Here is a 19802-nt window from a genome sequence, read left to right on the forward strand (position 1 = left end):
AAGTCGAAGCACAAATCCGTCGCTTACACTGACCTGCCGCGCCGACGATCCGTCCATCACCCGAAAACCTTTCCAGGCCGACCCAGTGCTTGGCCCTCGTCGCCATGGAGGGTGAAGGCGCCGTCGGCCCCGCGATAGACGCGGATCTCCAGCGGCGCGTTGGCGCCGGCCTGGGCGTGCGGGACCACCGGCCGCAGCGGCAGGACCGACCCGGGCCGCACGTGGATCGGCAGGACGTCCAGCGGCGCCGTCACCGGCGATCCCCCGGCGTAGCGGCGGCCGGTCCAGAAGTCGCGCCAGGCCGCGGCGCCGGGCAGCGGCTCTTCAGAGACTTTCCCGGCGCTGAAACGCAAAACGCCCCCGGACGAAAATCCGGGGGCGCCTTGCCTTGACTCTGACTATCGGCCTTAGGCGGCGTTCTTGACCAGCGACTTGGTCAGGATGCCGATGGCGGCTTCGCGATCGATGCGCTCGATGGCGGCGACTTCGCGGGCCATGCGGTCCAGGGCCGATTCATAGAGCTGGCGCTCGGAATAGGACTGTTCCGGCTGGTTTTCGGCGCGGTGCAGGTCACGAACCACCTCGGCGATCGAGATCAGGTCGCCCGAGTTGATCTTGGCCTCGTATTCCTGGGCGCGGCGCGACCACATGGTGCGCTTCACGCGGGCGCGGCCCTTCAGGGTGGTCAGGGCCTGGCTGACGACATTGCCCTCGGCCAGCGGGCGCAGGCCCGCGGTCTTGGCCTTCTTGGTCGGCACGCGCAGCGTCATCTTCTCGTGGTCGAAGGTGATGATGTAGACCTCGAGCGCCATCCCGGCCACTTCCTGGGTTTCGACGCCCTGGATGCTGCCCACGCCGTGCGCGGGATAAACGACGTGATCGCCGACCGAGAATTCCAGACCGCTCTTGCTCATTCGTTCGTCCTCAATAAGTTCGGGCCAAGCCCAAAACACCACGTCTCGAAACCATCCAAAGGGCGTCCAAAACGGCGACAAGGACCCAACCGCGAAATGCTTGCGGGGCCAGGACCGGTCAGGATTTGGAATAGTGCTTAAGTCACCCTTCGCCTTCGATCGGGCGCGCCGGTTTCCCGGCTGACATCGTCCACATGACGGCAGGCGCGAGCGATCGCGACCGTTACGTCGGGAGCGACAATATCATAAAATTCAGCTTGATGAAAGGCTTGCGACCTGTTTAGCCGCCCGGTCCGAGCGGATCAGGAACCTTTACCGGGCTTTTCGCTGAAATATTTCTCGAATTTACCGGTTTCCCGTTCGAACTGCTCGCGGTCGGCGGGGGGTACGCCCTTGACGGTGATGTTCGGCCAGATCTTGGCGTATTCGGAATTGATCCGCAGCCACTTGCCGTCCGGCTCGTCCTCGGTGTCGGGCTTGATGGCGTCGATCGGGCATTCCGGCTCGCAGACGCCGCAGTCGATGCACTCGTCCGGATTGATGGCCAGGAAGTTCTCGCCCTCATAGAAGCAGTCGACCGGGCACACCTCGACGCAGTCCATGAACTTACATTTGATGCAGGCGTCGGTAACGATGTAGGTCATCGAAGGCTCGGCGGGTTCCGGGACGAGGCGAAAGAGGCCGCGTTTTCGAAGCCAGGGGCCCACTTGTCAATGCGGCTTGGCTGCGCGCGGGCCCAGGATTTCTCACATCCACCGCGCGCCCGGTTGCCGGCGCCATCCTAAATAGCCGCGGATCTTTGGATACCGCCGTTACGTTACCCTTTCTTATCGAAGCTCGGTCACAACCAAGCCGAGGAAAACAAACAAGAAGTCGACCACCCGACCATGACGAGGACCGCTGTGCGCCCCCAGGTCTCGATCACGACCCCAGAGACCCGAACCTCCGGCGGCCAGATGGACGCCTTCGAAACCTTCGTGCGCCACGCCCCGTTCGCCGCGGCCCTGGTCGACACCGGCTTTCGCCTGATCGCCGTCAGCCCCGACTGGGCCGGCCACGGCCTCTCGCCCAATCTGCAGGTCGGCGACGACTTCCGCCGCGCCCTGGTCAGCCCCGAGGACGTCGACAGCCTGGAGCGCTGCGTGGCGTTCGGCGAGCCGTTCTCGCGCTACCGCTCCATCGCCCTGCCGGGAAAGGAGGGGAAGCCCGCCGAGCCGCGGATCTGGCGCACCGAATTCGCCGCCACCCTCGCGGAAACCGGCCACCCCCTGGCGGTGATCGTCACCGCCCGCGACGTCAGCGGCTACGCCGAGACCGCCCTGAAGGCCGAGCGCGACCAGCAGCGGCTGAGGATGGCGCTGGAACTCGATGAGCTGATGGTCCGCGAATACGACCTGCGGACCGGCGAGATCTATTGTTCGGGCACCTCGCCGGAGCTGGAGAAGTGGTGCCTGTTCAAGGACGACCCGCTGGAGATCGTCCATCCCGACGACCGCGAGCGGATGGCCGAGCTGGTCCGAAATCGCAAGGACGGCGAGGCCCAGGTCTTCGAGTTCCGCCTCAACCGTGACGACGGGGTCGAGACCTGGGTGCGCTCGGTCGGGAAGAAGTTCCTGGGCGCCGACGGCAAGCCCGAGCGGCTGGTCAACCTGTTCAAGGACATCACCGACCGCCGCCGCCAGACCGAGGCCGTCGAGAACCTGGCCTTCCGCGACTCGCTGACCGGCCTGCCCAACCGCGCCTATTTCAATCGCAAGTTCCAGGAGGCGGTCGACGCCTCGGAGATGATGGGCGAGCTGTTCGGCCTGATCATGGTCGATGTCGACCACTTCAAGGACATCAACGACACCCTGGGCCACGACGCTGGCGACGCGCTGCTGAAACGGCTGGCCGAGATGCTGCACACCGCCTTCCGTTCGGGCGACACCGTGGCGCGGCTGGGCGGCGACGAGTTCGCGGTGATCCTGCGCGGCCTGCATTCCGAGGCCGACATGATGCGGCCGGTCAACGCCCTGCAGGACCTGCTGCGCCGGCCCATCGAGCACGGCGGCCGCAGCTTCTCGGTCAGCGCCAGCATCGGGGCGGCCCTGCACGGCGATCCCGACGCCGATCCCAGCCACATGATCAAGAACGCCGACATCGCGCTCTACCGGGCCAAGGACGAGGGCCGCAACCGCAGCGTCGTCTTCGACCCGTCGATGCGCTCGGCCCTGGAACAGCGGGTCGAGCTGCTGCGCGACGTGCGCGCGGCGATCGCCGCCCGGGAATTCGTGCTCTACTACCAGCCGGTAGTCGACTTGGCGTCCAACAGCGTCAGCGGCTTCGAGGCCCTGATGCGCTGGGACCATCCCGAGCAGGGCGTGCTGACTCCCGACCGCTTCATGGCCGCCTTCGAGGACCAGGACCTGTCGCTGAAGCTGGGCGATCTGGCCTTCGAGACCGCCCTGAAGCAGATGCGCGAATGGCTGGACGACGGCGTCGAGTTCGGCCGCGTGGCGGTCAACATCTCGGCCGCCCAGTTCCGCAGCGGGCGGCTCGCCGAAGAGGTTCAGGAGCGCCTGGCCCGCTGGAACGTGCCGTGCGACCGGCTGACCATCGAGGTCACGGAGAACGTCTATATGGGCTGGGGCTCGGACATGGTCAGCGACACCGTCCGCCAGCTGCACAACGCCGGGGTGATGATCGCGCTCGACGACTTCGGCACCGGCTACGCCAGCCTGGCCAACCTGCGCCAGTTCCCGATCGACCGGCTGAAGATCGACAAGTCCTTCGTCCAGAACGCCGAGGACGCCGCCATCGTCAAGGCGGTGATCACCCTGGGCGGCTCGATGGGCATGAAGGTGGTCGCCGAGGGCGTCGAGGACCAGGACCAGCTGGACGCCCTGGCCGACTACGGCTGCGACCAGATCCAGGGCTACCACTTCAGCCGGCCGATGCCAGCGGGCATGGTGCCGGGCTATCTGGAGCGGTTCGGGCGGTGAGCCCCCTCCGGCCCTTCGGGCCACCTCCTCAGAGGGGGAGGATCTAGGCCGTACAAGCTGCTCCCCCTATGGGGGAGCTGTCGGCGAAGCCGACTGAGGGGGCCGCGACCACGCGTCGCGCCCGGCCTTCATTCCCTCTTCATCCTCCGCGCGCGAGCGTGCCGGGGCGATGAAGATAGATCAGATCTCGGCGACGGCCGGCGGCGGACAGAGCGCCTTTTCCTTTCCCGGCGGCGTCGCGGCCGCGACCGCGGCGGTCAACGACGCCAGCGGCGCGACCCCGGTCGGGCGGCAGCTGGACGCCTATCATGCCCTGTCCGGCCGCTGGGCGGGGGCCAGCCCCGGCGAGCGCGCCGCCCTGACCCACGCCCTGACCGAGTCGCCGTTCGCCCGGACCATCCAGACCGCGGTCAACACCTTCACCCGCGCCGCCTGGCCCGGCGCCGACGCCGTCCCGCCCGCGCCGCAGCAGCGGATGAGGGACGCCTTCGAGGGCCTGTCGAGCGATGACCAGCAGATCATCGCCTCGCTGCAGGTCGGCGTGCCCGGCTCGCCGCCGCCGGCATCGGTCGACGACTATCGCGCCCGGCTGCAGGCCGAGCTGGACGCCGTCCAGGCCCCGACGGGGCCGGTCGACACCGTGACCCTGTCGCCCGAGGCCCAGGCCCGCCTTGCCGGCGCGGTCCCGGCCGAGCCCACCGCCCCGCCGGTCGCGCCGACTCCGGAGATGGCCCCGGCGATCAACGCCTATTCGCGGGCCGGGCGATAGGGGCGGCGGCTCCGCTTGCCCCCTACGGATCGCTTCGCGATCGTCTTCCCCCACAGGGGGAAGAGCGCTCCGCCCCTCGCCGCGACAGACCGCGAAGCGGTCAGGTGGGGGCAAGTCGCCTACCCCTCCACCGCCTCGTACAGCTCCCGCGCCTCGGTCGCGGGCCCCCGTCGCTCGCCAAAACCCAGCACGCGCACCGAGACGATGCGGCCGCCGATGGCGAAGACCAGGGCGTCGCCGATGCGCAGGCCGCGCGAGGGCTTGTCGACGCGGCTTTCGACGCCGGTGCGGGTCAGGCGGATGCGGCCTTCCTCGACGAAGCGGCCGGCCAGGGAGCGGGTCTTGAAGAACCGCGCGCGCCACAGCCAGACGTCGGCGCGGCAGTGGCCGGCGTCGGCGTCGCTCATGACGCGGCCTTGGCGGTCGCGGCCGGCTTGCGACGGCGGGGCTTCTTCCGCCGCGGCGGCGGTTCGGTCAGCCGGGCCAGGGCGGCGAACGGCGAGTCCGGACGGGCCGTGACCTTGGGCTCGGGCCGCTGGGCGCCGCGTCGCTTCCACAGGATCGGATCGCCGTCCTTGGGCCGGAGCGCGGGCGTGTAGTCCAGGGCCCGCAGCACGGCGGCGGCCTCGGCCGGGGTCCAGCCCAGGGCGTCGCGGGCCGCGTCGGTCAGCACCACCCCGCCCGGCCGCTGGCCCTCGCGCAGCAGGACGTCCAGCCGCTCCAGCATCTCGACCGGCGCCAGGCGCCCGCCCACCAGCCGCAGGCCGTTGGCCGACAGGGCGCGGGCGTCCGGCGTGGGATGGGGCGCGGCGGCCAGGCGCTCGCCCTGGCCGCGCCAGCCGCCCGGCGTCAGGGCGCGGGCGGTCGCCAGGGCCTCGGCCCGCAGCACCGACGGCAGGAACAGGCTGAAGGCCCCGATCCGCACGCCCAGGGCCTTGAGGGTGCGCCGCTCGGCCTGGCTCATCGCCTTGAGGTCGGTGTCGACCGCGCGCTTGTCCAGCACCCCGCCGGCCTCCAGCAGCCGGTGGGCCAGGCCGCGCGGCAGGCCCTTCAGTTCGCCGCCGGACAGGGCCCGCTCCAGCTTGCGCAGGCCGGGCAGCTTGCGGTCGACCTCGCCGGCCAGGAAGGCGTCCAGTCGCCGTTCGGCCCGTTCCCGCGCGACCGCGTCGCCCAACTCGCCCAGCAGCCGGACGCGCGGATGCAGCAGGTCGCCACCGCTCCGCACCGCCCCGGCCGCCTCCCCGTTCCACAGCACCACGCCGTCCGGCGTGAGGGCGAAGGCGCCGTCCGGCTCGGCCGCCAGCTTGCCCAGGCGCCGGGCGATCTCCGGGGTGACGGCCCGCTGGGCGGTGTTGCGCAGCGCCTTTTCCTCCAGCGCGCTGCCGCCCTTTTCCTGGACGAAGGTGACGCCGGTCAGCCGGCCGACCACCTGGCCCTCGACCGTCACCGCCCCGTCGGCCCCGACCCCGGCCAGCAGGGTCTCGCGGTCGCCCAGCTGGCGCATCAGCACGCTGGTGCGCCGGTCGATGAACCGGGCCATCAGCTTCTCGTGCAGGGTGTCGGACAGCCGGTCCTCCAACTGCCGGGTCATGCCCTGCCACTGGACCGGATTGTGCAGCCAGTCGCCGCGGTTGGCGATGTAGCTGAGCGTGCGCACGCCCGACAGGCGCGCGGCCAGGCTGTCGATCTCGCCGTCGGTGCGGTCCAGCGCCTTGAACTGGCCGGCGATCCAGTCCTCGGGCAGGCGCTTGCGGCCCGTGGTCAGGTCATCGAACAGCGTGCGGACCATGCGCTGGTGGTCGTCGTCGGTGGTCTTGCGGAAATCGGGCGTCTGGCACACGTCCCACAGCCGGATCAGGGCCGAGCGGTCGGCCTTGCAGCGGGCGACCACGTCCTCCTGCTGGGCCAGCTTGCGCAGGGTGCGCTCGTCCAGCGCCTCCTCGGCCAGCTTCAGCCCAGCCCGCTGCGGCGGTTCGGCCAGCGAGCGCAGCAGGCCCTGCAGGCTGCCGAAGTCCAGCCGGGCGTTGCGCCACTCCGCGCCCATCACCGGCTCGAACTGGTGGTTGACGACGCTCTCGACCAGGTCCTCGTCCATCTCCTCGCAGTCGCCGGTGACCCCGAACGTACCGTCTCGGGTGTAGCGCCCGGCCCGGCCGGCGATCTGGCCCACCTCCTGCGGGTGCAGCCAGCGGGTGCGTCGGCCGTCGAACTTGCGCAGGCCGGCGAAGGCCACGTGGTCGACGTCCATGTTCAGGCCCATGCCGATGGCGTCGGTGGCCACCAGGAAGTCGACGTCGCCGGACTGGTAGAGCGCGACCTGGGCGTTGCGGGTGCGGGGGCTGAGCGAGCCCATGACCACCGCCGCCCCGCCCCTCTGCCGGCGGATCAGCTCGGCGATGGCGTAGACCGCGTCGGTCGAGAAGGCCACCACCGCCGAGCGCCGGGGCAGGCGGGTCAGCTTCTTGGAGCCGGAATAGGTCAGGGTCGAAAAGCGCTCGCGGCTGACGATCTCGGCGTCGGGCAGCAGGCGGCGCACCAGCGGGGCCATGGTCCCGGACCCCAGCAGCATGGTCTCGAACCTGCCCCGGGCGTGCAGCAGGCGGTGGGTGAAGATGTGGCCGCGCTCGGGGTCGGCGCACAGCTGGATCTCGTCGATGGCCACGAACTCGACCTCGCGGCCCAGCGGCATGGCCTCGACCGTACAGACGAAATAGGCGGCGCGCGGCGGGACGATCTTCTCCTCGCCGGTGATCAGGGCCACCGACGCCTTGCCGCGCAGCTTGACGATCCGGTCGTAGATCTCGCGCGCCAGCAGGCGCAGCGGCAGGCCGATCATGCCGGAGGCGTGGCCCAGCATCCGCTCGACGGCCAGGTGGGTCTTGCCGGTGTTGGTGGGGCCCAGCACCGCCGTCAGCTTGGAAGGGGCCAGGCCTGTCGAACGGTCGCTCATAACTCAAAGGTGGGACGGGAATCGCGGCGGGGCAAGCGGGGGCGTGGGCGGACGCGGGGGCGACTGGACGTCGCGGCGGGCTAGGCGCCGTAAACGGTGAGAACCGTCTGGCGCGTGAGCCGCCCTTCGATCCAATCGGCGACCGACGCCAAAAAGATCCGAAGCCCTTCGCGCTGGCTGGGATCGTCGAAGCGGCGCCGAAAGGTCGCGCCGTCGATCTCGATGTCATCGTCCAAATCCACCGTATGGATCCAGCTGATGTCGGCATCCCCGGGCGAAACTCCGGTCGCCAGGCGTTCGGCGAGCGCTCTAAGGTCCCCGGCCACGGCCCGCCAGGCGTCGGCGGCGACTTCCGTGACGCCATAACGCGCGCCGGGGCGGTAGTTCGCCGCGTGCTTCGTCAGGAGCGGGTCAATAAAACTGAAGGCGTCGTCGTGGATATAGAGGCAGCCAGTCTGCGCCCCCGGAACCCGCGGCCCCGTGCCGATTTCGACGCTCAGGCCACCGCGATGACCGACGCCCTCCGCCAGTTCGAACACGTTGTTCATTCGCTACCTAAGCCCACGCCTTGAGAAATACGGCTTTATAGTATATACACGTATGCACGGAGAAGCGCTATGGTCATCAACACAAGCAAGACCTTCAGGAGCGGCAACAGCGAGGCGGTGAGAATCCCGCGCGACATGGCGTTCGGCGCTGATGTCGAACTGACCCTCGTGCGATCCGGCGATGTGCTGACCGTCTATCCGACGCGAACCTCAATGGCCGCCCTCGTCGAAGAGCTGGCCACACTGCCCCGACCGGCCAGCATCGAGGTTCGTGACGAAGAGCCGCTGGACGAGCGTCCAGGTCTTTGACCCACATCCTCGACACCAACATCGCCATTCACCTGCGCGACGGCGACCCACTAGTGACCTCCAAGGCCACCGCCCTGGAAGGCCCGGTGTTGCTGTCGATCATCTCGCGGGTCGAGCTGGAAGGCGGGGTCTATCGCGAATCGTCCGAGGCCGGCGGGCGGCGGGCGCGGTTGGACGCAATGCTCCGCGCCCTGCCTGTGCTGGACTTCGACCGCGAGGCCGCCGACGCCTATCGGACGATCATCGAGACGGCGGGCTATTCGCGCCGCAAAATCCTGGATCGCATGATCGCCGCCCAGGCCCTGGTGCACCGCGCGGCGCTGGTCACCCGCAACGCCGCCGACTTCCAGGACATCCCAGGACTGATCCTGGTCGAATGGTGAGCGTCGCCTGAGTCCCCGCAACGACGCCGCCTTCCCGGGCGTTCTGAATAACGGGTCAGAATGGAGACCTTCGCCGTGCAGAACTCCCGTTGGAAGGCCGGCAGTTCGGAGGTTCACGAGGCGCTGCGCGACGCCAGGATCGCCGCCGTGATGCATGCTGTCGAGAAGGTGGACGCCGCCCTGGTCGCCGACGAATACGCGGTGTTCGCCGCCGCCCTGGCGCCTGAGCTGGTGGTCAACAATCCCGGCAACATCGTCGCCGCCAGCGCCATGGTCCGTCAGCTGAACGCCGACGGCAAGATCGCCTACAGCCAGTACGAGCGCCTGCTGGAGCGCGCCTCCCTGCGCAGCGAGATGGTGCTGCTGATGGGCGAGGAGAGCGTCGTGCCCAAGGGCCGGAACCCGCTGGCCGGCCAGACCGTGCGCCGTCGCTTCACCGAGCTGTGGCGTCCGGAGGGCGAGCGCTGGCTGCTGTCGGTCCGGCAGGCGACTGTGGTGCGGTAGCTGGCGTCGGCCCAAAAACCAAGCCCTTCCCAAAGAACCGTCAGGAATGTCCCCGGACCGAACAACAAGGCCCGGGATGACGGTAAAAGGGAAAGCTCGGAGGATGCTGGCGGTCTCAGCGTTTCTCGAACACCACCTTCCCGTTCACGATGGTCAGCACAGCCTCGACCTTCAAGATCTCCGGCGGGGCGATGGTCATCAGGTCCTTGGAGAACACCGTGACGTCGGCCTTCTTGCCCGCCTCCAGCGTGCCGCGGTCGGTCTCGGCGAAGGCGGCGTAGGCCGGGGCCCAGGTCAGCATGCGCAGGGCCTGGTCGCGGCTGACTGCTTCCTCCGGGCTCCAGTCGGCGTTGGCGAAGCCGTCCAGGCTGTGGCGGTAGACGGCGGCGTAGAACTCGATGCGCGGGTCGCCGACCTCGACGGGCGCGTCCGAGCCGGCGGCGACCACCGCGCCACTGTCCAGGAAGTCCTTCCAGCGATAGCCCTCGTGCAGCCGCGCCCTGCCCAGGCGCGCGGGGGCGAAATAGAGGTCGCCGATGGCGTGGCTGGGCTGCATCGAGGCGATGACTCCCAGCTTGGCGAAACGCGGCAGGTCGGCGTCGGCGACGATCTGGGCGTGCTCGATCCGCCAGCGGGCGGCCGTGTCGCCGGCCAGGCTCTCCTCGAACCAGTCCAGGGCCATGCGGTTGCCGCGGTCGCCGATGGCGTGCATGGCCACCTGGGCGCCGACCGCCTTGGCCTGCTTCATCAGCGCCAACCCCTTGTCGCGCGGGGTCAGCTGCAGGCCCAGCCCCTCGGCGTCGCTGTAGGGCTCCAGCAGCGCCGCGCCGCGCGAGCCCAGGGCGCCGTCCATGTAGAGCTTGATCCCGCGCACCCGGATCAGGCCGGTGGCGTCGGTCGACGGCCCCTTGGCCAGCACCTGGGCGGCGCCGCTGGGGTCCATGTAGTTGTCGACGCGCAGGCCGAACCGCTTCTCGGTCGCCAGGTCCTGGAGGATCGCCAGGTCCGGCGCCTCGACGCTCATATTGCCCAGGCCCGTCCAGCCGCGCGCGGCGTAGAGGGCGCCGGCCTTCTCCAGAGCCTGGCGTTTAAGGGCTTCGGACGGCGGCGGGATCACCCCGGCCACCAGGCTCTGGGCGTGGTCGATCAGCATGCCGTCCGGCGCGCCGTCGGGGCCTTTGAGGATCTGGCCGCCGGCCGGGGCGGCGGTGTCCCGGATCACGCCCGCCGCCGCCAGCGCCGCCGTCGAGGCGACCACCGCGTGGCCGTCGGCCCGTTCCAGCACCACCACCCGGCCGGGCGCGGCGCGGTCGAGGTCTGCGCGGTTGGGGAAGCGCTTCTCGGGCCAATGGGTCTCGATCCAGCCACGCCCGAAGATCGGCCCGTCCGGATGCGCGGCGGCATAGGCCTTCACCGCGGCGACCAGGCTCTCCACCGAGGTGGTCTGGTCCAGATTCAAGGTCAGCTCGCGCAGGCCGATGCCGGTCAGGTGGGCGTGGGCGTCGACGAAGCCGGGAAAGGCCGCCGCACCCTTCAGATCGACGTCGCGGGCGTCCTTGGCCGCCTTGGCCCTGGCGGCGGCCAGGGCGCCGACGAAGGCGATGCGGTCGTCGCGGATCAGCAGAGCCTCCGCCGTAGGGGCCGCGGCGACGCCGGTATGGATCGGGCCGCCATGGATCAGGAGATCGCCGGCAAGCGCCGGAACCGCGCCGGCGCAGGCCAGCAGCACGGCGAGGGTGAGGATGCGGCGCAAGGCGATCTCCGAGACAGCAAGAAACGGAAAATCTAGGCCGGGAACATCGGTGCTGGAAGCTTCCCCGGTTTCCTCGCCCGCCGCCGCCGCCGGGCTGACGAACGTTTCAGCAGCCTGGGCCGGCGCGATCCGCCGCTAGGCCTCGATCGCGGATAACGGACTCCAAGGCGCCAAGCCCGCTCGAAACGCCGCGGGCGGCTGCTATAATCGGTCCATGACCCAAGGCTTCGCCCTCTTCGAGACGCCGATCGGACTGTGCGGCCTGGCCTGGGGCGAGCGGGGGCTGGTCGGGGCTCAGTTGCCCGAGGCCGCGCCGGGCGCCGCCTGGGCCCGCCTGCGCCGGCGCTATCCGGACGCCGTCGAGGGACCGCCGCCGCCGACCGTCCAGCGGACGATCGAGCGGATCAACGACCTGCTGGCCGGCGGGCGCGACGACCTGACCGACGTCGAGCTGGACTTCAGCGTCGTCGCCCCGTTCAACCGCCGGGTCTACGAGATCGCCCGCGCCATCCCGCCTGGCGAGACCTCGACCTACGGCCAGATCGCCAAGGCCATGAACGAGCCCGGCGCGGCCCGGGCCATCGGCAAGGCCCTGGGCGAGAACCCCTGGCCGATCATCGTCCCCTGCCACCGGGTGCTGGGCGCCGACGGCAAGAGCGGCGGCTTCTCGGCCCCCGGCGGGGTGGAGACCAAGGCCCGGATCTTGACCATCGAACGGGCCCGGACCAGCGCCGCGCCGACCCTGTTCGACCTGGAGTTCTCGGTGGCCCCGCAGCGGGGACGTTGAGCCGCCTTCGCCCCTACAGGCCCCGCCCCGCCCGCAGCATCAGATCGCGGATCCACATCGAGCCCGGGTCCTTCTGCGCCACCACCGGGTGGAACAGGTACTGCGCGTCCTCGCCCGGATCGATCGGCGGCTCGACCCGCATCAGGTCCAGCGGACCGGCCAGGGCCGCGATCAGCCGGCCCGGCACGAAGGCCACCAGGTCGGAGCGAGCGGTCATCCGCAGGGCCTGCAGGTAGCTGGGCGCCGTCAGGGCGATGCGGCGCTCGACGCCGTTCTGGCGCAGGAAGGGCTCGATGGCGTCGTCGCGCTCGCCCGCCCCGACTACGGCCACATGGCGGGCGGCGTTGAAGCCGGCCAGGGTCGACAGCCGTCCGGCGTCGGGATGGCCGCGCCGCACGGCCAGGGCGTCGCGGTCGGTGTAGAGCGTCTGGCGATGGAAGCCGGGATAGGCCTCGCCGGTCCAGGCGACCACCAGGTCTATGGTGCGGGCGAAGTCGGGGGTCAGCACCGCCGGACCGCGCCAGGGCACGACGTCCAGGCGCACGCCGGGCGCGACGGCGGCGACCTCCGCCAGCGCCGCCGGCATCAGCAGGTCGACGCACAGGTCGGGCATCATCAGGCGAAAGCCGCGGGTGCTGGTCGCCGGATCGAAGCCCTGGGCCTGGAACAGGCCGCGCACCTGCTCCAGCGCCTGGGTCAGGGGGGCGCGCAAGGCCTGGGCGTGCGGCGTCAGCTCCATGCGCGGCCCCACACGCACCAGCAGCGGATCGCCGGTCGCCTCGCGCAGGCGGCGCAGGGCGTGGCTGACCGCCGGCTGCGAGAGGTTCAGGCGCTGGGCCGCCCGCCCCACGCCGCCCTCGGCCAGCAGGGCGTCCAGGGCCACCAGGAGGTTGAGGTCGAGCTTGGCCAGGTTCATGTAATGAATATAGACCATCACAGGCATCGATTGGATGAATGATGCTGCCTGCCGGATCATGAGGCTCCACCCCGCACGGAGAGCCGCCATGAGCACGACCGACGACAACAAGCGACTGATCCGGACGATCTTCGAAGGCCTGGCGCGCGGCGACGCCCGCCTGTTCCTCGACAGCCTGGACGAGGCCGCCGTCTGGCGGATGATCGGGACCACGGCCTGGTCTGGCGTCTATACCGGCAAGGCCGCCATCCGCCGCGACCTGCTGACCCCGCTGACAGCCCAGTTCGCCGACCAGTACCTGAACACGGCCGACGCGATCATTGCCGAGGGCGACACGGTGGTGGTCGAGTGCCGGGGCAAGGTCACCACCAAGACCGGCAAGCGTTACGACAACACCTACTGCTGGGTGCTGCGGATGGGGGACGGCAAGATCGCCGCGCTGACCGAATACATGGACACGGAACTGGTCGCGACGGCCCTGGAGCCGCCGGTCCGCCAGGCTTGAAGGGGGTCGGGCAGCTTGAGCGGTTAACGCCCGCTAACCTTCGCCCGAACACGAGCGAAACGAATCATGACCGAATCAGCGACTTCGCCCGATTCAGCCTTTGTTCCCTACCAGCTATTGTAGCTTAATTCGCATTAACCACAAACAGGAGTCGCCTGAGTCCGTCAGCCCGCCTTGCACTCGGCGCTGACCCGCTTGGCGTCCATCACCCCGGCCAGGGGGATGCCGTTGATGGTCTTCATGTGGACGTTCAGGCGGAAGCTCTCGGGCGTATAGGTTCCGTTGGCCGTCACCGGGGCCACGCGGCCCTTCTTGTCGGTCCATGTGCCCTTCAGCGCCACCTTGCCGTCGCGCACCACGCGGGTCTCGTAGTCGCAGGTGTATTTGCGCGTGCAGATGCCCTTGGCGAACTGCTCGACGTCGGCCTGCTTGAGGCAGCGATCCTCGCCGCCGGCCGGAATCGGACCGATGCGATAGCTGTACTCCCACTGGCCGGGCAGGATCGTCGAATGCGCTCCAGCCGCGCCGGCGGCCTGGGCGGCGATCCGAGGGGCCGCGACAGCCGCCACGGCGCCCAGGATCAGGGTTCCGGCGATCATGGCGGGGGCGAGCAGGCGCATGCGGTCGATCTCCTGGTGGGACGGCTTATATATGGAGCGGTAGATGAACCGTGCTTGAAGGCGATGTTGGGGCGCGGCGCGGCTTGACTCGGCAAGCCCCCTTCGCCTATATCGCCCGCTCTCGCGCGGCGGTCCGTCCTTCGCGCGCCGAAATTCATGTTGCGGAGCCTTCGGCTTCGCCCAAGCCCAAGGTATCCACCATGTCGCGCCGTTGCGAACTCACCGGGATCGGTCCGATGGTCGGCCACAATGTGAGCCACTCGAACATCAAGACCAAGCGCCGCTTCCTGCCGGCCCTGTCGCCCGCTTCGCTGCAGTCGGACTCGCTGGGTCAGACCTTCAAGCTGCGCATCAGCAACGCGGCCCTGCGCACCCTGGACTTCAAGGGCGGCCTGGACACCTTCCTGCTGGGCGCCAAGGACGAGCAGCTGTCGCCGCGCGCCCTGAAGATCAAGCGCCAGGTCAAGGCCAAGGTCTCGGCCGCGGTCGCCGCCTAAGCCTTCCCGGTTTCGACCGACGAAAGGCCCGCGAGGTTCGCCTCGCGGGCCTTTTCGCGTCTGGGCGGCAGGCAGCCGACGCGGACCGGAACCGCCGCCCATGAAAAAGCCCTCCCCGTCGCCGGAGAGGGCTCTTCAACGCCACCGAAAGGGGCCGATACGCCGCCCCCGTACTAAACTTGAAACCGCAGCCTTAGCGGGCGCGGATGGCCGGGTTGGCTTCGTTGTACGAGACCAGTTCCGGGTTGTTCAGCTTGCCCACCGCGTCGTTGACCGAGGCGCGGACGCAGGCGGGGTACAGGTAGGAGGCCAGGCTCTCGCCGCGGACGGTCTGCCAGCAGACGGTCGAGGCGGCCTTGACGATCTCGGCGCGCAGCTCGGCCGGGGCCTTGCCGGCGGTCTTGATGCGGACTTCGGCGGCGCCGGCGGGCGCGGCGGCGAACAGGGCGACGGCCGAGGCGGCCAGGACGAAGGAGCGGATCATGGGACGGATTCCAGGACAGCGTTGATCTTCAATCCGTCCGGAATGCGTTTCCCCGCGGCGGCTGGTCCAGGATCTCGCCCGCTCTGTCGCCTTGGCCACGCTATAGCCAGAGCCTCGTCACTTATCAACGATTATATTGCAGTGCGGTCACAGAATCCGTTGACATGCACGGTTCCGACAACCTGGGGAGGAAACCCGGTCCCGCGCCGCCGAAGCTGCACGCGAAACCGGGCCCGAACGGTCTTAGTAGCTGGCCTTCAGCAGGCCGCTGGGACGGAACGCCTGGCGGTCATAGGCCGTCAGGGTGGGGCTGCCCACCTTCTGGACGGCGTCGCGGGTCACTTCGCGGACGCAGTCGGAATACATGTCGTAGGGGTGCTCGCCCCGCTCTTCGCGGCAGATCGACGAGGCGGCGGCGACGATGTCGGCATGGATGGCGGCGTCGGTGCGGCCGCGGACCTTGACGTGCTGCTCGGCGGCGAAGGCCGACGAAGCGGTGGTCAGGGCCATGGCCGAGGCGGCCAGAACAAACAGAGTCTTCATGATTTCAGTTCCGAAAGGGGGTTGGAGTTCAACCACCTCCCGACGCGTTCCTCTGATGGCCGTTGGGATCTCGCCCGCTCAATCCATCGAAGGTAGCGGTAACATGACAACGTTGTCTATTGAAGTAAAATATTGAGTTTCAAAAGAAACTACCTCCGACTGCCGGATTTTCGGGCGCCAAGGCGCCTTGCCATCGAAAGCCGCGCGGGCCGCCTGCGGGCCGGTAGATTGTTCGTCAATCCGCACAGCCCGTACGGATTACTCTCGGTTATCGCCGACCGAACGAAGCCCTAACTAGGAGCCGTCACAAGGGAGACGACCATGCAGGCGATCGATCCGGCGGGAACCTTCACCCTCGGCGGCCGAACCGTGAGGCGGCTGGGCTATGGCGCCATGCAGCTGGCCGGCCCCGGCGTGTTCGGCCCGCCGCGCGACCGAGGCGCGGCCCTGGCCGTCCTGCGCGAGGCGGTGACGGCCGGCGTCGACCACATCGACACCAGCGACTTCTACGGCCCTCACGTCACCAACCAGATCATCCGCGAGGCCCTGGCCCCCTATCCCGACGACCTGGTGATCGTCACCAAGGTGGGCGCGGCGCGTGGCGACGACGCTTCCTGGAACCCGGCCTACGGCGCCGACCAGCTGGAGCGGGCGGTGCACGACAACCTGCGCAACCTGGGCCTGGAGACGCTGGACGTCGTCAATCTGCGGATCATGTTCGACGTCCACGGCCCGGCCGAGGGCTCGATCGCCGAGCCGCTCAAGGTGCTGGCCGATCTCCAGCGGCAGGGCCTGGTGCGCCACATCGGCCTCAGCAACGTGACCCCGACCCAGGTCGAGGAGGGCCGCGGCCTCGCCGAGATCGTCTGCGTGCAGAACCAGTACAACCTGGCCCACCGCGACGACGACGCCCTGATCGACGCCCTGGCGGAGGATGGGATCGCCTATGTGCCGTTCTTCCCGCTGGGCGGCTTCAGCCCGCTGCAGTCGACGGCCCTGTCCGATGTCGCCGCGCGCCTCGGCGCCACGCCGATGCAGGTCGCCCTGGCCTGGCTGCTGCGCCGCTCGCCCAACATCCTGCTGATCCCCGGCACATCGTCGGTGGCGCACCTGCGCGAGAACCTGGCGGCGGCCTCGCTGATCCTGCCGGACGACGCGGTGGCGGCGCTGGAGGGGATCGGGCGGGCGTAGGGAATCGGCTGGAGGCGTTTGAAATGCCTTACCGCCGCCGCACCGGCTTGGTCGGCTTCGGCGGCGCGGGCGGCGGCGGCGGCGGGGCCGTCCAGTCGAAGGCCATCAGCAGGGTGCGTTCGGTCGGCGCGTCGTTGTCGTCCGACAGGATGTAGATCCGCGTCGCGCCGGACGGGCTCTTGCTGAGCGCGATCCCCTCGAAATTGTCGCGCGTCATGGCCCCGTCCAGGGTCAGGGTGGCGGCCAGATATTGCCTGGCGGCCGGGGCGCGGGGGTCGATCACGAACCGCACCTGGCCGCGCCAGCCGCGGATCGGGTCGTAGGCGCGGAACAGGCTGGCGACCGACTGGCCCTCGAAGGCCGCGAAGCTGGTCAGGCCCCAGGTGAAGTCCGGTGGCGACTGCGGGGTCAGGCCCACGCACGGCGCCGACAGCCGGCACAGCCAAACCTCGCCCTCCTCGCCGCCCACCAGATAGGCGTCCGGGCCGGCGATCGGATAGGCGGTCAGGGCCTCCATGCCCTCGTTGTCGGGGAAGGTGGTGCTGGGCTTGTTGACGGCGCGGGGCGTCCCGTAAGTCCCGTCTGCCTGGCGCGGATAGAGCCAGATGCGGTGGTCGCGCTCGAAGCTGACCAGGCGGTCGCCGTTGGGCAGGATCGCCAGGCCCTCGGCGTCGGCCTTCTCCTTGCCCTGCAGCGGCTGGCCGTCCAGGCCCTTCAGCGGCGACAGCTTGCCGTCGGTCAGGCCGACCAGGCGGCCGGCCTCGTCCAGCTTCAGCCGGGCCTCGAACAGGTCGCCGTCGTCGCCGATCGCCACCAGCCCGCCGTCGGGGCCGAACTTCAGGTCCGACAGGCCGTGCAGGCGCTGGGTGTCGGGACTGCTGATCGCGATCCCGCCGGCATAGACGAAGCGGCCGATGGAGACGGGGGGCGGATTGGCCGAGCTCAGCGGAACGGGCGTGGTCGCCAGGCCGATTTCCGGCCCGACCTTGACCGGGGCGATCGGCAGCACGGCCGGCTGCGGCGGGGCCTTGGCGCACTGGCCCAGGACGGCCGAGGCCAGGCCCAGCACCAGCAGGCCGCGCAGTCCGATCACGCGGGAACCTTGCGGGCGGTCTTCGCCGCCTGCGGCTGGACGGTCGGCGGGGCCGCCAGCAGGCCCCGGGCCCGCTTGACCGCCTTGGGCTCCTCGTCGAACAGCCCGGCCAGCTGATCGACCAGGGCGCCGCCCAGCTGCTCGACGTCGACGATGGTCACGGCCCGGCGGTAGTAGCGCGTCACGTCGTGGCCGATGCCGACGGCGATCAGCTCGACCGGGCTGCGGGTCTCGATCTCGGCGATCACCTGCCGCAAGTGGCGCTCCAGATAGTGGCCCGAATTGACGCTGAGGGTGGAGTCGTCCACCGGCGCGCCGTCGGAGATCACCATCAGAATGCGGCGGGCTTCGGGCCGGCCGACCAGGCGCTGGTGGGCCCACATCAGGGCCTCGCCGTCGATGTTTTCCTTCAGCAGGCCCTCGCGCATCATCAGGCCCAGGTTCTTGCGAGCCCTTCTCCAAGGCGCATCCGCGCTCTTGTAGATGATGTGGCGCAGGTCGTTCAGCCGGCCCGGGGCGGGCGGCTTGCCGGCCTTGATCCACTCGTCGCGGGCGCTGCCGCCCTTCCAGGCGCGGGTGGTGAAGCCCAGCACCTCAACCTTGACCGCGCAGCGCTCCAGGGTGCGGGCCAGGATGTCGGCGCAGACCGCCGCCACCATGATCGGCCGGCCGCGCATCGAGCCGGAATTGTCGATCAGCAGGGTCACGACGGTGTCGCGGAACTCGACGTCCTCCTCCTGCTTGAACGACAGCGGGGCGGTGGGGTCGATGATCACCCGGGTCAGGCGGGCGACGTCCAGCATCCCCTCCTCCAGGTCGAAGGTCCAGGCGCGGTTCTGCTGGGCCAGCAGGCGGCGCTGCAGCTTGTTGGCCAGGCGCGAGACCACGCTGGAGAAGGCGTTCAGCTGCTGGTCCAGATAGGCGCGCAGCCGGGTCAGCTCATCGGCGTCGCACAGGTCTTCGGCCGGCACCACCTCGTCATAGGCCGTGGTGAACACCTTGTAGGCCGGCTCGTTGGACCCGCCCTGGCCCTGGTCGGGACGGGCCGGCTTGGCGCCGTCGCCCATCTCCGGCGCCTCGTCGGTGTCTTCCGGATCGCCGTCCTGCTCGGACTGGACCATCTCCTCGTCGCCGGCCTCGGACTCGCGGTCCGAGGTCTCGGCCTGCTCGGGCTGGGCGCCGTCGGACTGCTCGCCCTCGCCTTCGCCGGAATCGTCCTCGGAGGCCTCGGTGTTCTGGTCCTCGTCGCCCTCGTCCTCGTCGGACTGTTCGGTGGCGTCCGACATGTCCTCGCCCAGGTCGAGGTCGCGCAGGATCTCGCGGGTGACCTTGGCGAAGGCGGCCTGGTCGTCGATGGCGGCGGCCAGCCGGTCCAGGTCCTTGCCGGCCCGGGCCTCGATATCGGCGCGCAGGATGTCGACCAGGGCCTTGGCCCCGTCGGGCGGGGCGTCGCCGGTCAGGCGCTCGCGGACCATCAGCGACAGGATCTCGGCCATGGGCGCAGACTGGCGGTCGGTGGCGACGGCGCGGGTCAGGCCCTGCTTTTCGAGGCGGGCCTCCAGGGCGGCGGTCAGGTTGGCCCGCACCCCGCCCAGGGCGTTGCTGCCGATGGCCTCCAGCCGGGCCTGCTCGATGGCCTCGAACGCCGCCTGGCCGTCGGGCGAGCCTGGCCGGGCCCGGGCGTGGGCGACCGCGTCGTGGTGGGCCAGGCGCAGGGCCATCTGGTCGGCCAGGCCGCGGATGCGGGCGGCCTCCTTGCTGTTCAGGTCGCGCGGCGGGTGCGGCAGCACGGCCCGGTTGCCGACCAGACTGGGGCCCTCGCCGGAGAACACTACCTCCAGGTCGGGAGTCTCGGCGAGCGACCGCGCCGCGTGGGCCAGGGCGCGCTTGAACGGTTCGGTCGGGCTTTCGGGCTTGGAGGCCATGGGAATGGGTTACCCAGCCGAGGCCCTTAACACAAGGCGCCGAAGGCGGTCGGCGAGGGAACAGGGCGCGCCGAGGCCGCGTTGCCTCTGGGAAGCCCGCGACAGGCGGGCGCAGCGTTTGAGGAAACCA

The 19802-nt window shown here is 69.8% G+C and carries 22 protein-coding genes; 9 read left to right on the plus strand and 13 right to left on the minus strand.

The genetic code is table 11. From position 1 onward, the window contains the following. Positions 1-56 precede the first annotated feature (56 nt). The 3 genes from EV278_RS19155 to fdxA form a co-directional block, all read right to left on the minus strand. The gene (locus EV278_RS19155; RefSeq protein ID WP_207905530.1) at positions 57-353 is read right to left on the minus strand and encodes a hypothetical protein; all 297 of its coding nucleotides are present in this window, start codon (positions 351-353) and stop codon (positions 57-59) included. Positions 354-407: 54 nt separating this feature from the next. Then, a complete protein-coding gene (locus tag EV278_RS19160) occupies positions 408-914 on the minus strand; it encodes a CarD family transcriptional regulator (protein ID WP_132095032.1) in 507 nt (168 codons plus the stop codon). A gap of 302 nt (positions 915-1216) precedes the next feature. Next, positions 1217-1558 (minus strand): ferredoxin FdxA, encoded by a 342-nt coding sequence (fdxA, locus tag EV278_RS19165; RefSeq protein WP_132095034.1) that lies wholly within the window; start codon positions 1556-1558, stop codon positions 1217-1219. Positions 1559-1870: 312 nt separating this feature from the next. On the opposite strand from fdxA, the gene EV278_RS19170 reads away from it, so the two are divergent. After that, positions 1871-3895, plus strand: a complete 2025-nt coding sequence (locus tag EV278_RS19170) for a GGDEF domain-containing phosphodiesterase (protein WP_243692272.1) — start codon at positions 1871-1873, stop codon at positions 3893-3895. Between the two features lie 169 nt (positions 3896-4064). After that, complete coding sequence (locus tag EV278_RS19175) at positions 4065-4664, plus strand: hypothetical protein (RefSeq protein WP_132095038.1); 600 nt, start codon at positions 4065-4067, stop codon at positions 4662-4664. Between the two features lie 119 nt (positions 4665-4783). Here EV278_RS19175 and EV278_RS19180 read toward each other — a convergent pair whose 3' ends face one another. From EV278_RS19180 to EV278_RS19190, 3 genes are all read right to left on the minus strand, one after another. Beyond that, positions 4784-5071: an RNA-binding S4 domain-containing protein gene (locus tag EV278_RS19180; RefSeq protein WP_132095040.1), complete on the minus strand. Its 288-nt coding sequence runs from the start codon at positions 5069-5071 to the stop codon at positions 4784-4786. Continuing rightward, positions 5068-7614, minus strand: a complete 2547-nt coding sequence (locus EV278_RS19185; RefSeq protein ID WP_132095042.1) for a helicase-related protein — start codon at positions 7612-7614, stop codon at positions 5068-5070. The genes EV278_RS19180 and EV278_RS19185 overlap by 4 nt, the downstream gene beginning before the upstream one ends. An 80-nt stretch (positions 7615-7694) precedes the next feature. Continuing rightward, positions 7695-8162, minus strand: coding sequence for a hypothetical protein (locus EV278_RS19190; RefSeq protein WP_132095044.1), 468 nt, complete (start codon positions 8160-8162; stop codon positions 7695-7697). A 69-nt stretch (positions 8163-8231) separates the two neighbouring features. On the opposite strand from EV278_RS19190, the gene EV278_RS19195 reads away from it, so the two are divergent. The 3 genes from EV278_RS19195 (at position 8232) to EV278_RS19205 (ending at position 9358) form a co-directional block, all read left to right on the plus strand. Further along, positions 8232-8471 (plus strand): AbrB/MazE/SpoVT family DNA-binding domain-containing protein, encoded by a 240-nt coding sequence (locus EV278_RS19195; RefSeq protein WP_132095046.1) that lies wholly within the window; start codon positions 8232-8234, stop codon positions 8469-8471. Beyond that, positions 8468-8854, plus strand: a complete 387-nt coding sequence (locus tag EV278_RS19200; protein WP_132095048.1) for a type II toxin-antitoxin system VapC family toxin — start codon at positions 8468-8470, stop codon at positions 8852-8854. Before EV278_RS19195 ends, EV278_RS19200 begins: the two co-directional genes overlap by 4 nt. Positions 8855-8929: 75 nt before the next feature. Beyond that, positions 8930-9358, plus strand: a complete 429-nt coding sequence (locus EV278_RS19205) for a nuclear transport factor 2 family protein (protein WP_165916708.1) — start codon at positions 8930-8932, stop codon at positions 9356-9358. A 115-nt stretch (positions 9359-9473) separates the two neighbouring features. Here the strand turns inward: EV278_RS19205 and EV278_RS19210 are convergent, their stop codons facing one another. Then, a complete protein-coding gene (locus tag EV278_RS19210) occupies positions 9474-11102 on the minus strand; it encodes an amidohydrolase (protein WP_207905531.1) in 1629 nt (542 codons plus the stop codon). A gap of 223 nt (positions 11103-11325) precedes the next feature. Between EV278_RS19210 and EV278_RS19215 the strand changes: the two genes are divergently transcribed. Beyond that, a complete protein-coding gene (locus EV278_RS19215; RefSeq protein WP_132095054.1) occupies positions 11326-11898 on the plus strand; it encodes a methylated-DNA--[protein]-cysteine S-methyltransferase in 573 nt (190 codons plus the stop codon). A 13-nt stretch (positions 11899-11911) separates the two neighbouring features. Here the strand turns inward: EV278_RS19215 and EV278_RS19220 are convergent, their stop codons facing one another. After that, positions 11912-12832 (minus strand): LysR family transcriptional regulator, encoded by a 921-nt coding sequence (locus EV278_RS19220; RefSeq protein ID WP_243692268.1) that lies wholly within the window; start codon positions 12830-12832, stop codon positions 11912-11914. 70 nt (positions 12833-12902) lie between these two features. Between EV278_RS19220 and EV278_RS19225 the strand changes: the two genes are divergently transcribed. Continuing rightward, a complete protein-coding gene (locus EV278_RS19225; protein ID WP_132095056.1) occupies positions 12903-13319 on the plus strand; it encodes a nuclear transport factor 2 family protein in 417 nt (138 codons plus the stop codon). Positions 13320-13483: 164 nt separating this feature from the next. Here the strand turns inward: EV278_RS19225 and EV278_RS19230 are convergent, their stop codons facing one another. Further along, complete coding sequence (locus EV278_RS19230) at positions 13484-13939, minus strand: DUF3617 family protein (protein ID WP_132095058.1); 456 nt, start codon at positions 13937-13939, stop codon at positions 13484-13486. A gap of 200 nt (positions 13940-14139) precedes the next feature. On the opposite strand from EV278_RS19230, the gene rpmB reads away from it, so the two are divergent. Further along, the gene (gene rpmB, locus EV278_RS19235; RefSeq protein WP_035074348.1) at positions 14140-14436 is read left to right on the plus strand and encodes a 50S ribosomal protein L28; all 297 of its coding nucleotides are present in this window, start codon (positions 14140-14142) and stop codon (positions 14434-14436) included. A gap of 193 nt (positions 14437-14629) precedes the next feature. Here rpmB and EV278_RS19240 read toward each other — a convergent pair whose 3' ends face one another. Both EV278_RS19240 and EV278_RS19245 read right to left on the minus strand, forming a co-directional pair. Then, on the minus strand, positions 14630-14920 hold the full coding sequence (locus EV278_RS19240; protein ID WP_132095060.1) for a hypothetical protein: 291 nt from the start codon (positions 14918-14920) through the stop codon (positions 14630-14632). Positions 14921-15163: 243 nt separating this feature from the next. Further along, positions 15164-15463 carry a hypothetical protein gene (locus EV278_RS19245; protein ID WP_132095062.1) on the minus strand — a complete coding sequence of 100 codons (300 nt, stop codon included), beginning with the start codon at positions 15461-15463 and terminating at the stop codon, positions 15164-15166. 321 nt (positions 15464-15784) lie between these two features. Between EV278_RS19245 and EV278_RS19250 the strand changes: the two genes are divergently transcribed. After that, entirely contained in the window at positions 15785-16654 is an 870-nt protein-coding gene (locus EV278_RS19250) for an aldo/keto reductase family oxidoreductase (RefSeq protein ID WP_132095064.1), read from the plus strand. Positions 16655-16682: 28 nt separating this feature from the next. On the opposite strand, the gene EV278_RS19255 is transcribed toward EV278_RS19250, so the two are convergent. Beyond that, positions 16683-17747: an esterase-like activity of phytase family protein gene (locus tag EV278_RS19255; protein ID WP_132095066.1), complete on the minus strand. Its 1065-nt coding sequence runs from the start codon at positions 17745-17747 to the stop codon at positions 16683-16685. Next, positions 17744-19672, minus strand: coding sequence for a cobaltochelatase subunit CobT (gene cobT, locus EV278_RS19260; RefSeq protein WP_132095068.1), 1929 nt, complete (start codon positions 19670-19672; stop codon positions 17744-17746). The genes EV278_RS19255 and cobT overlap by 4 nt, the downstream gene beginning before the upstream one ends. Positions 19673-19802 lie beyond the last annotated feature (130 nt).

It is taken from the genome of Caulobacter sp. BK020, from assembly GCF_004342605.1.
GTDB lineage: Bacteria > Pseudomonadota > Alphaproteobacteria > Caulobacterales > Caulobacteraceae > Caulobacter.

Bases quoted from the DNA above. Each gene is read 5' to 3' on its own strand.
- EV278_RS19190 (WP_132095044.1), bottom strand. From the start codon at position 8,162: ATGAACAACGTGTTCGAACTGGCGGAGGGCGTCGGTCATCGCGGTGGC.
- EV278_RS19215 (WP_132095054.1), top strand. From the start codon at position 11,326: ATGACCCAAGGCTTCGCCCTCTTCGAGACGCCGATCGGACTGTGCGGC.
- cobT (WP_132095068.1), bottom strand. From the start codon at position 19,672: ATGGCCTCCAAGCCCGAAAGCCCGACCGAACCGTTCAAGCGCGCCCTG.
- EV278_RS19220 (WP_243692268.1), bottom strand. From the start codon at position 12,832: ATGGTCTATATTCATTACATGAACCTGGCCAAGCTCGACCTCAACCTC.
- rpmB (WP_035074348.1), top strand. From the start codon at position 14,140: ATGTCGCGCCGTTGCGAACTCACCGGGATCGGTCCGATGGTCGGCCAC.
- fdxA (WP_132095034.1), bottom strand. From the start codon at position 1,558: ATGACCTACATCGTTACCGACGCCTGCATCAAATGTAAGTTCATGGAC.
- EV278_RS19240 (WP_132095060.1), bottom strand. From the start codon at position 14,920: ATGATCCGCTCCTTCGTCCTGGCCGCCTCGGCCGTCGCCCTGTTCGCC.
- EV278_RS19250 (WP_132095064.1), top strand. From the start codon at position 15,785: ATGCAGGCGATCGATCCGGCGGGAACCTTCACCCTCGGCGGCCGAACC.
- EV278_RS19230 (WP_132095058.1), bottom strand. From the start codon at position 13,939: ATGCGCCTGCTCGCCCCCGCCATGATCGCCGGAACCCTGATCCTGGGC.
- EV278_RS19245 (WP_132095062.1), bottom strand. From the start codon at position 15,463: ATGAAGACTCTGTTTGTTCTGGCCGCCTCGGCCATGGCCCTGACCACC.
- EV278_RS19170 (WP_243692272.1), top strand. From the start codon at position 1,871: ATGGACGCCTTCGAAACCTTCGTGCGCCACGCCCCGTTCGCCGCGGCC.
- EV278_RS19160 (WP_132095032.1), bottom strand. From the start codon at position 914: ATGAGCAAGAGCGGTCTGGAATTCTCGGTCGGCGATCACGTCGTTTAT.
- EV278_RS19180 (WP_132095040.1), bottom strand. From the start codon at position 5,071: ATGAGCGACGCCGACGCCGGCCACTGCCGCGCCGACGTCTGGCTGTGG.
- EV278_RS19185 (WP_132095042.1), bottom strand. From the start codon at position 7,614: ATGAGCGACCGTTCGACAGGCCTGGCCCCTTCCAAGCTGACGGCGGTG.
- EV278_RS19195 (WP_132095046.1), top strand. From the start codon at position 8,232: ATGGTCATCAACACAAGCAAGACCTTCAGGAGCGGCAACAGCGAGGCG.
- EV278_RS19225 (WP_132095056.1), top strand. From the start codon at position 12,903: ATGAGCACGACCGACGACAACAAGCGACTGATCCGGACGATCTTCGAA.
- EV278_RS19175 (WP_132095038.1), top strand. From the start codon at position 4,065: ATGAAGATAGATCAGATCTCGGCGACGGCCGGCGGCGGACAGAGCGCC.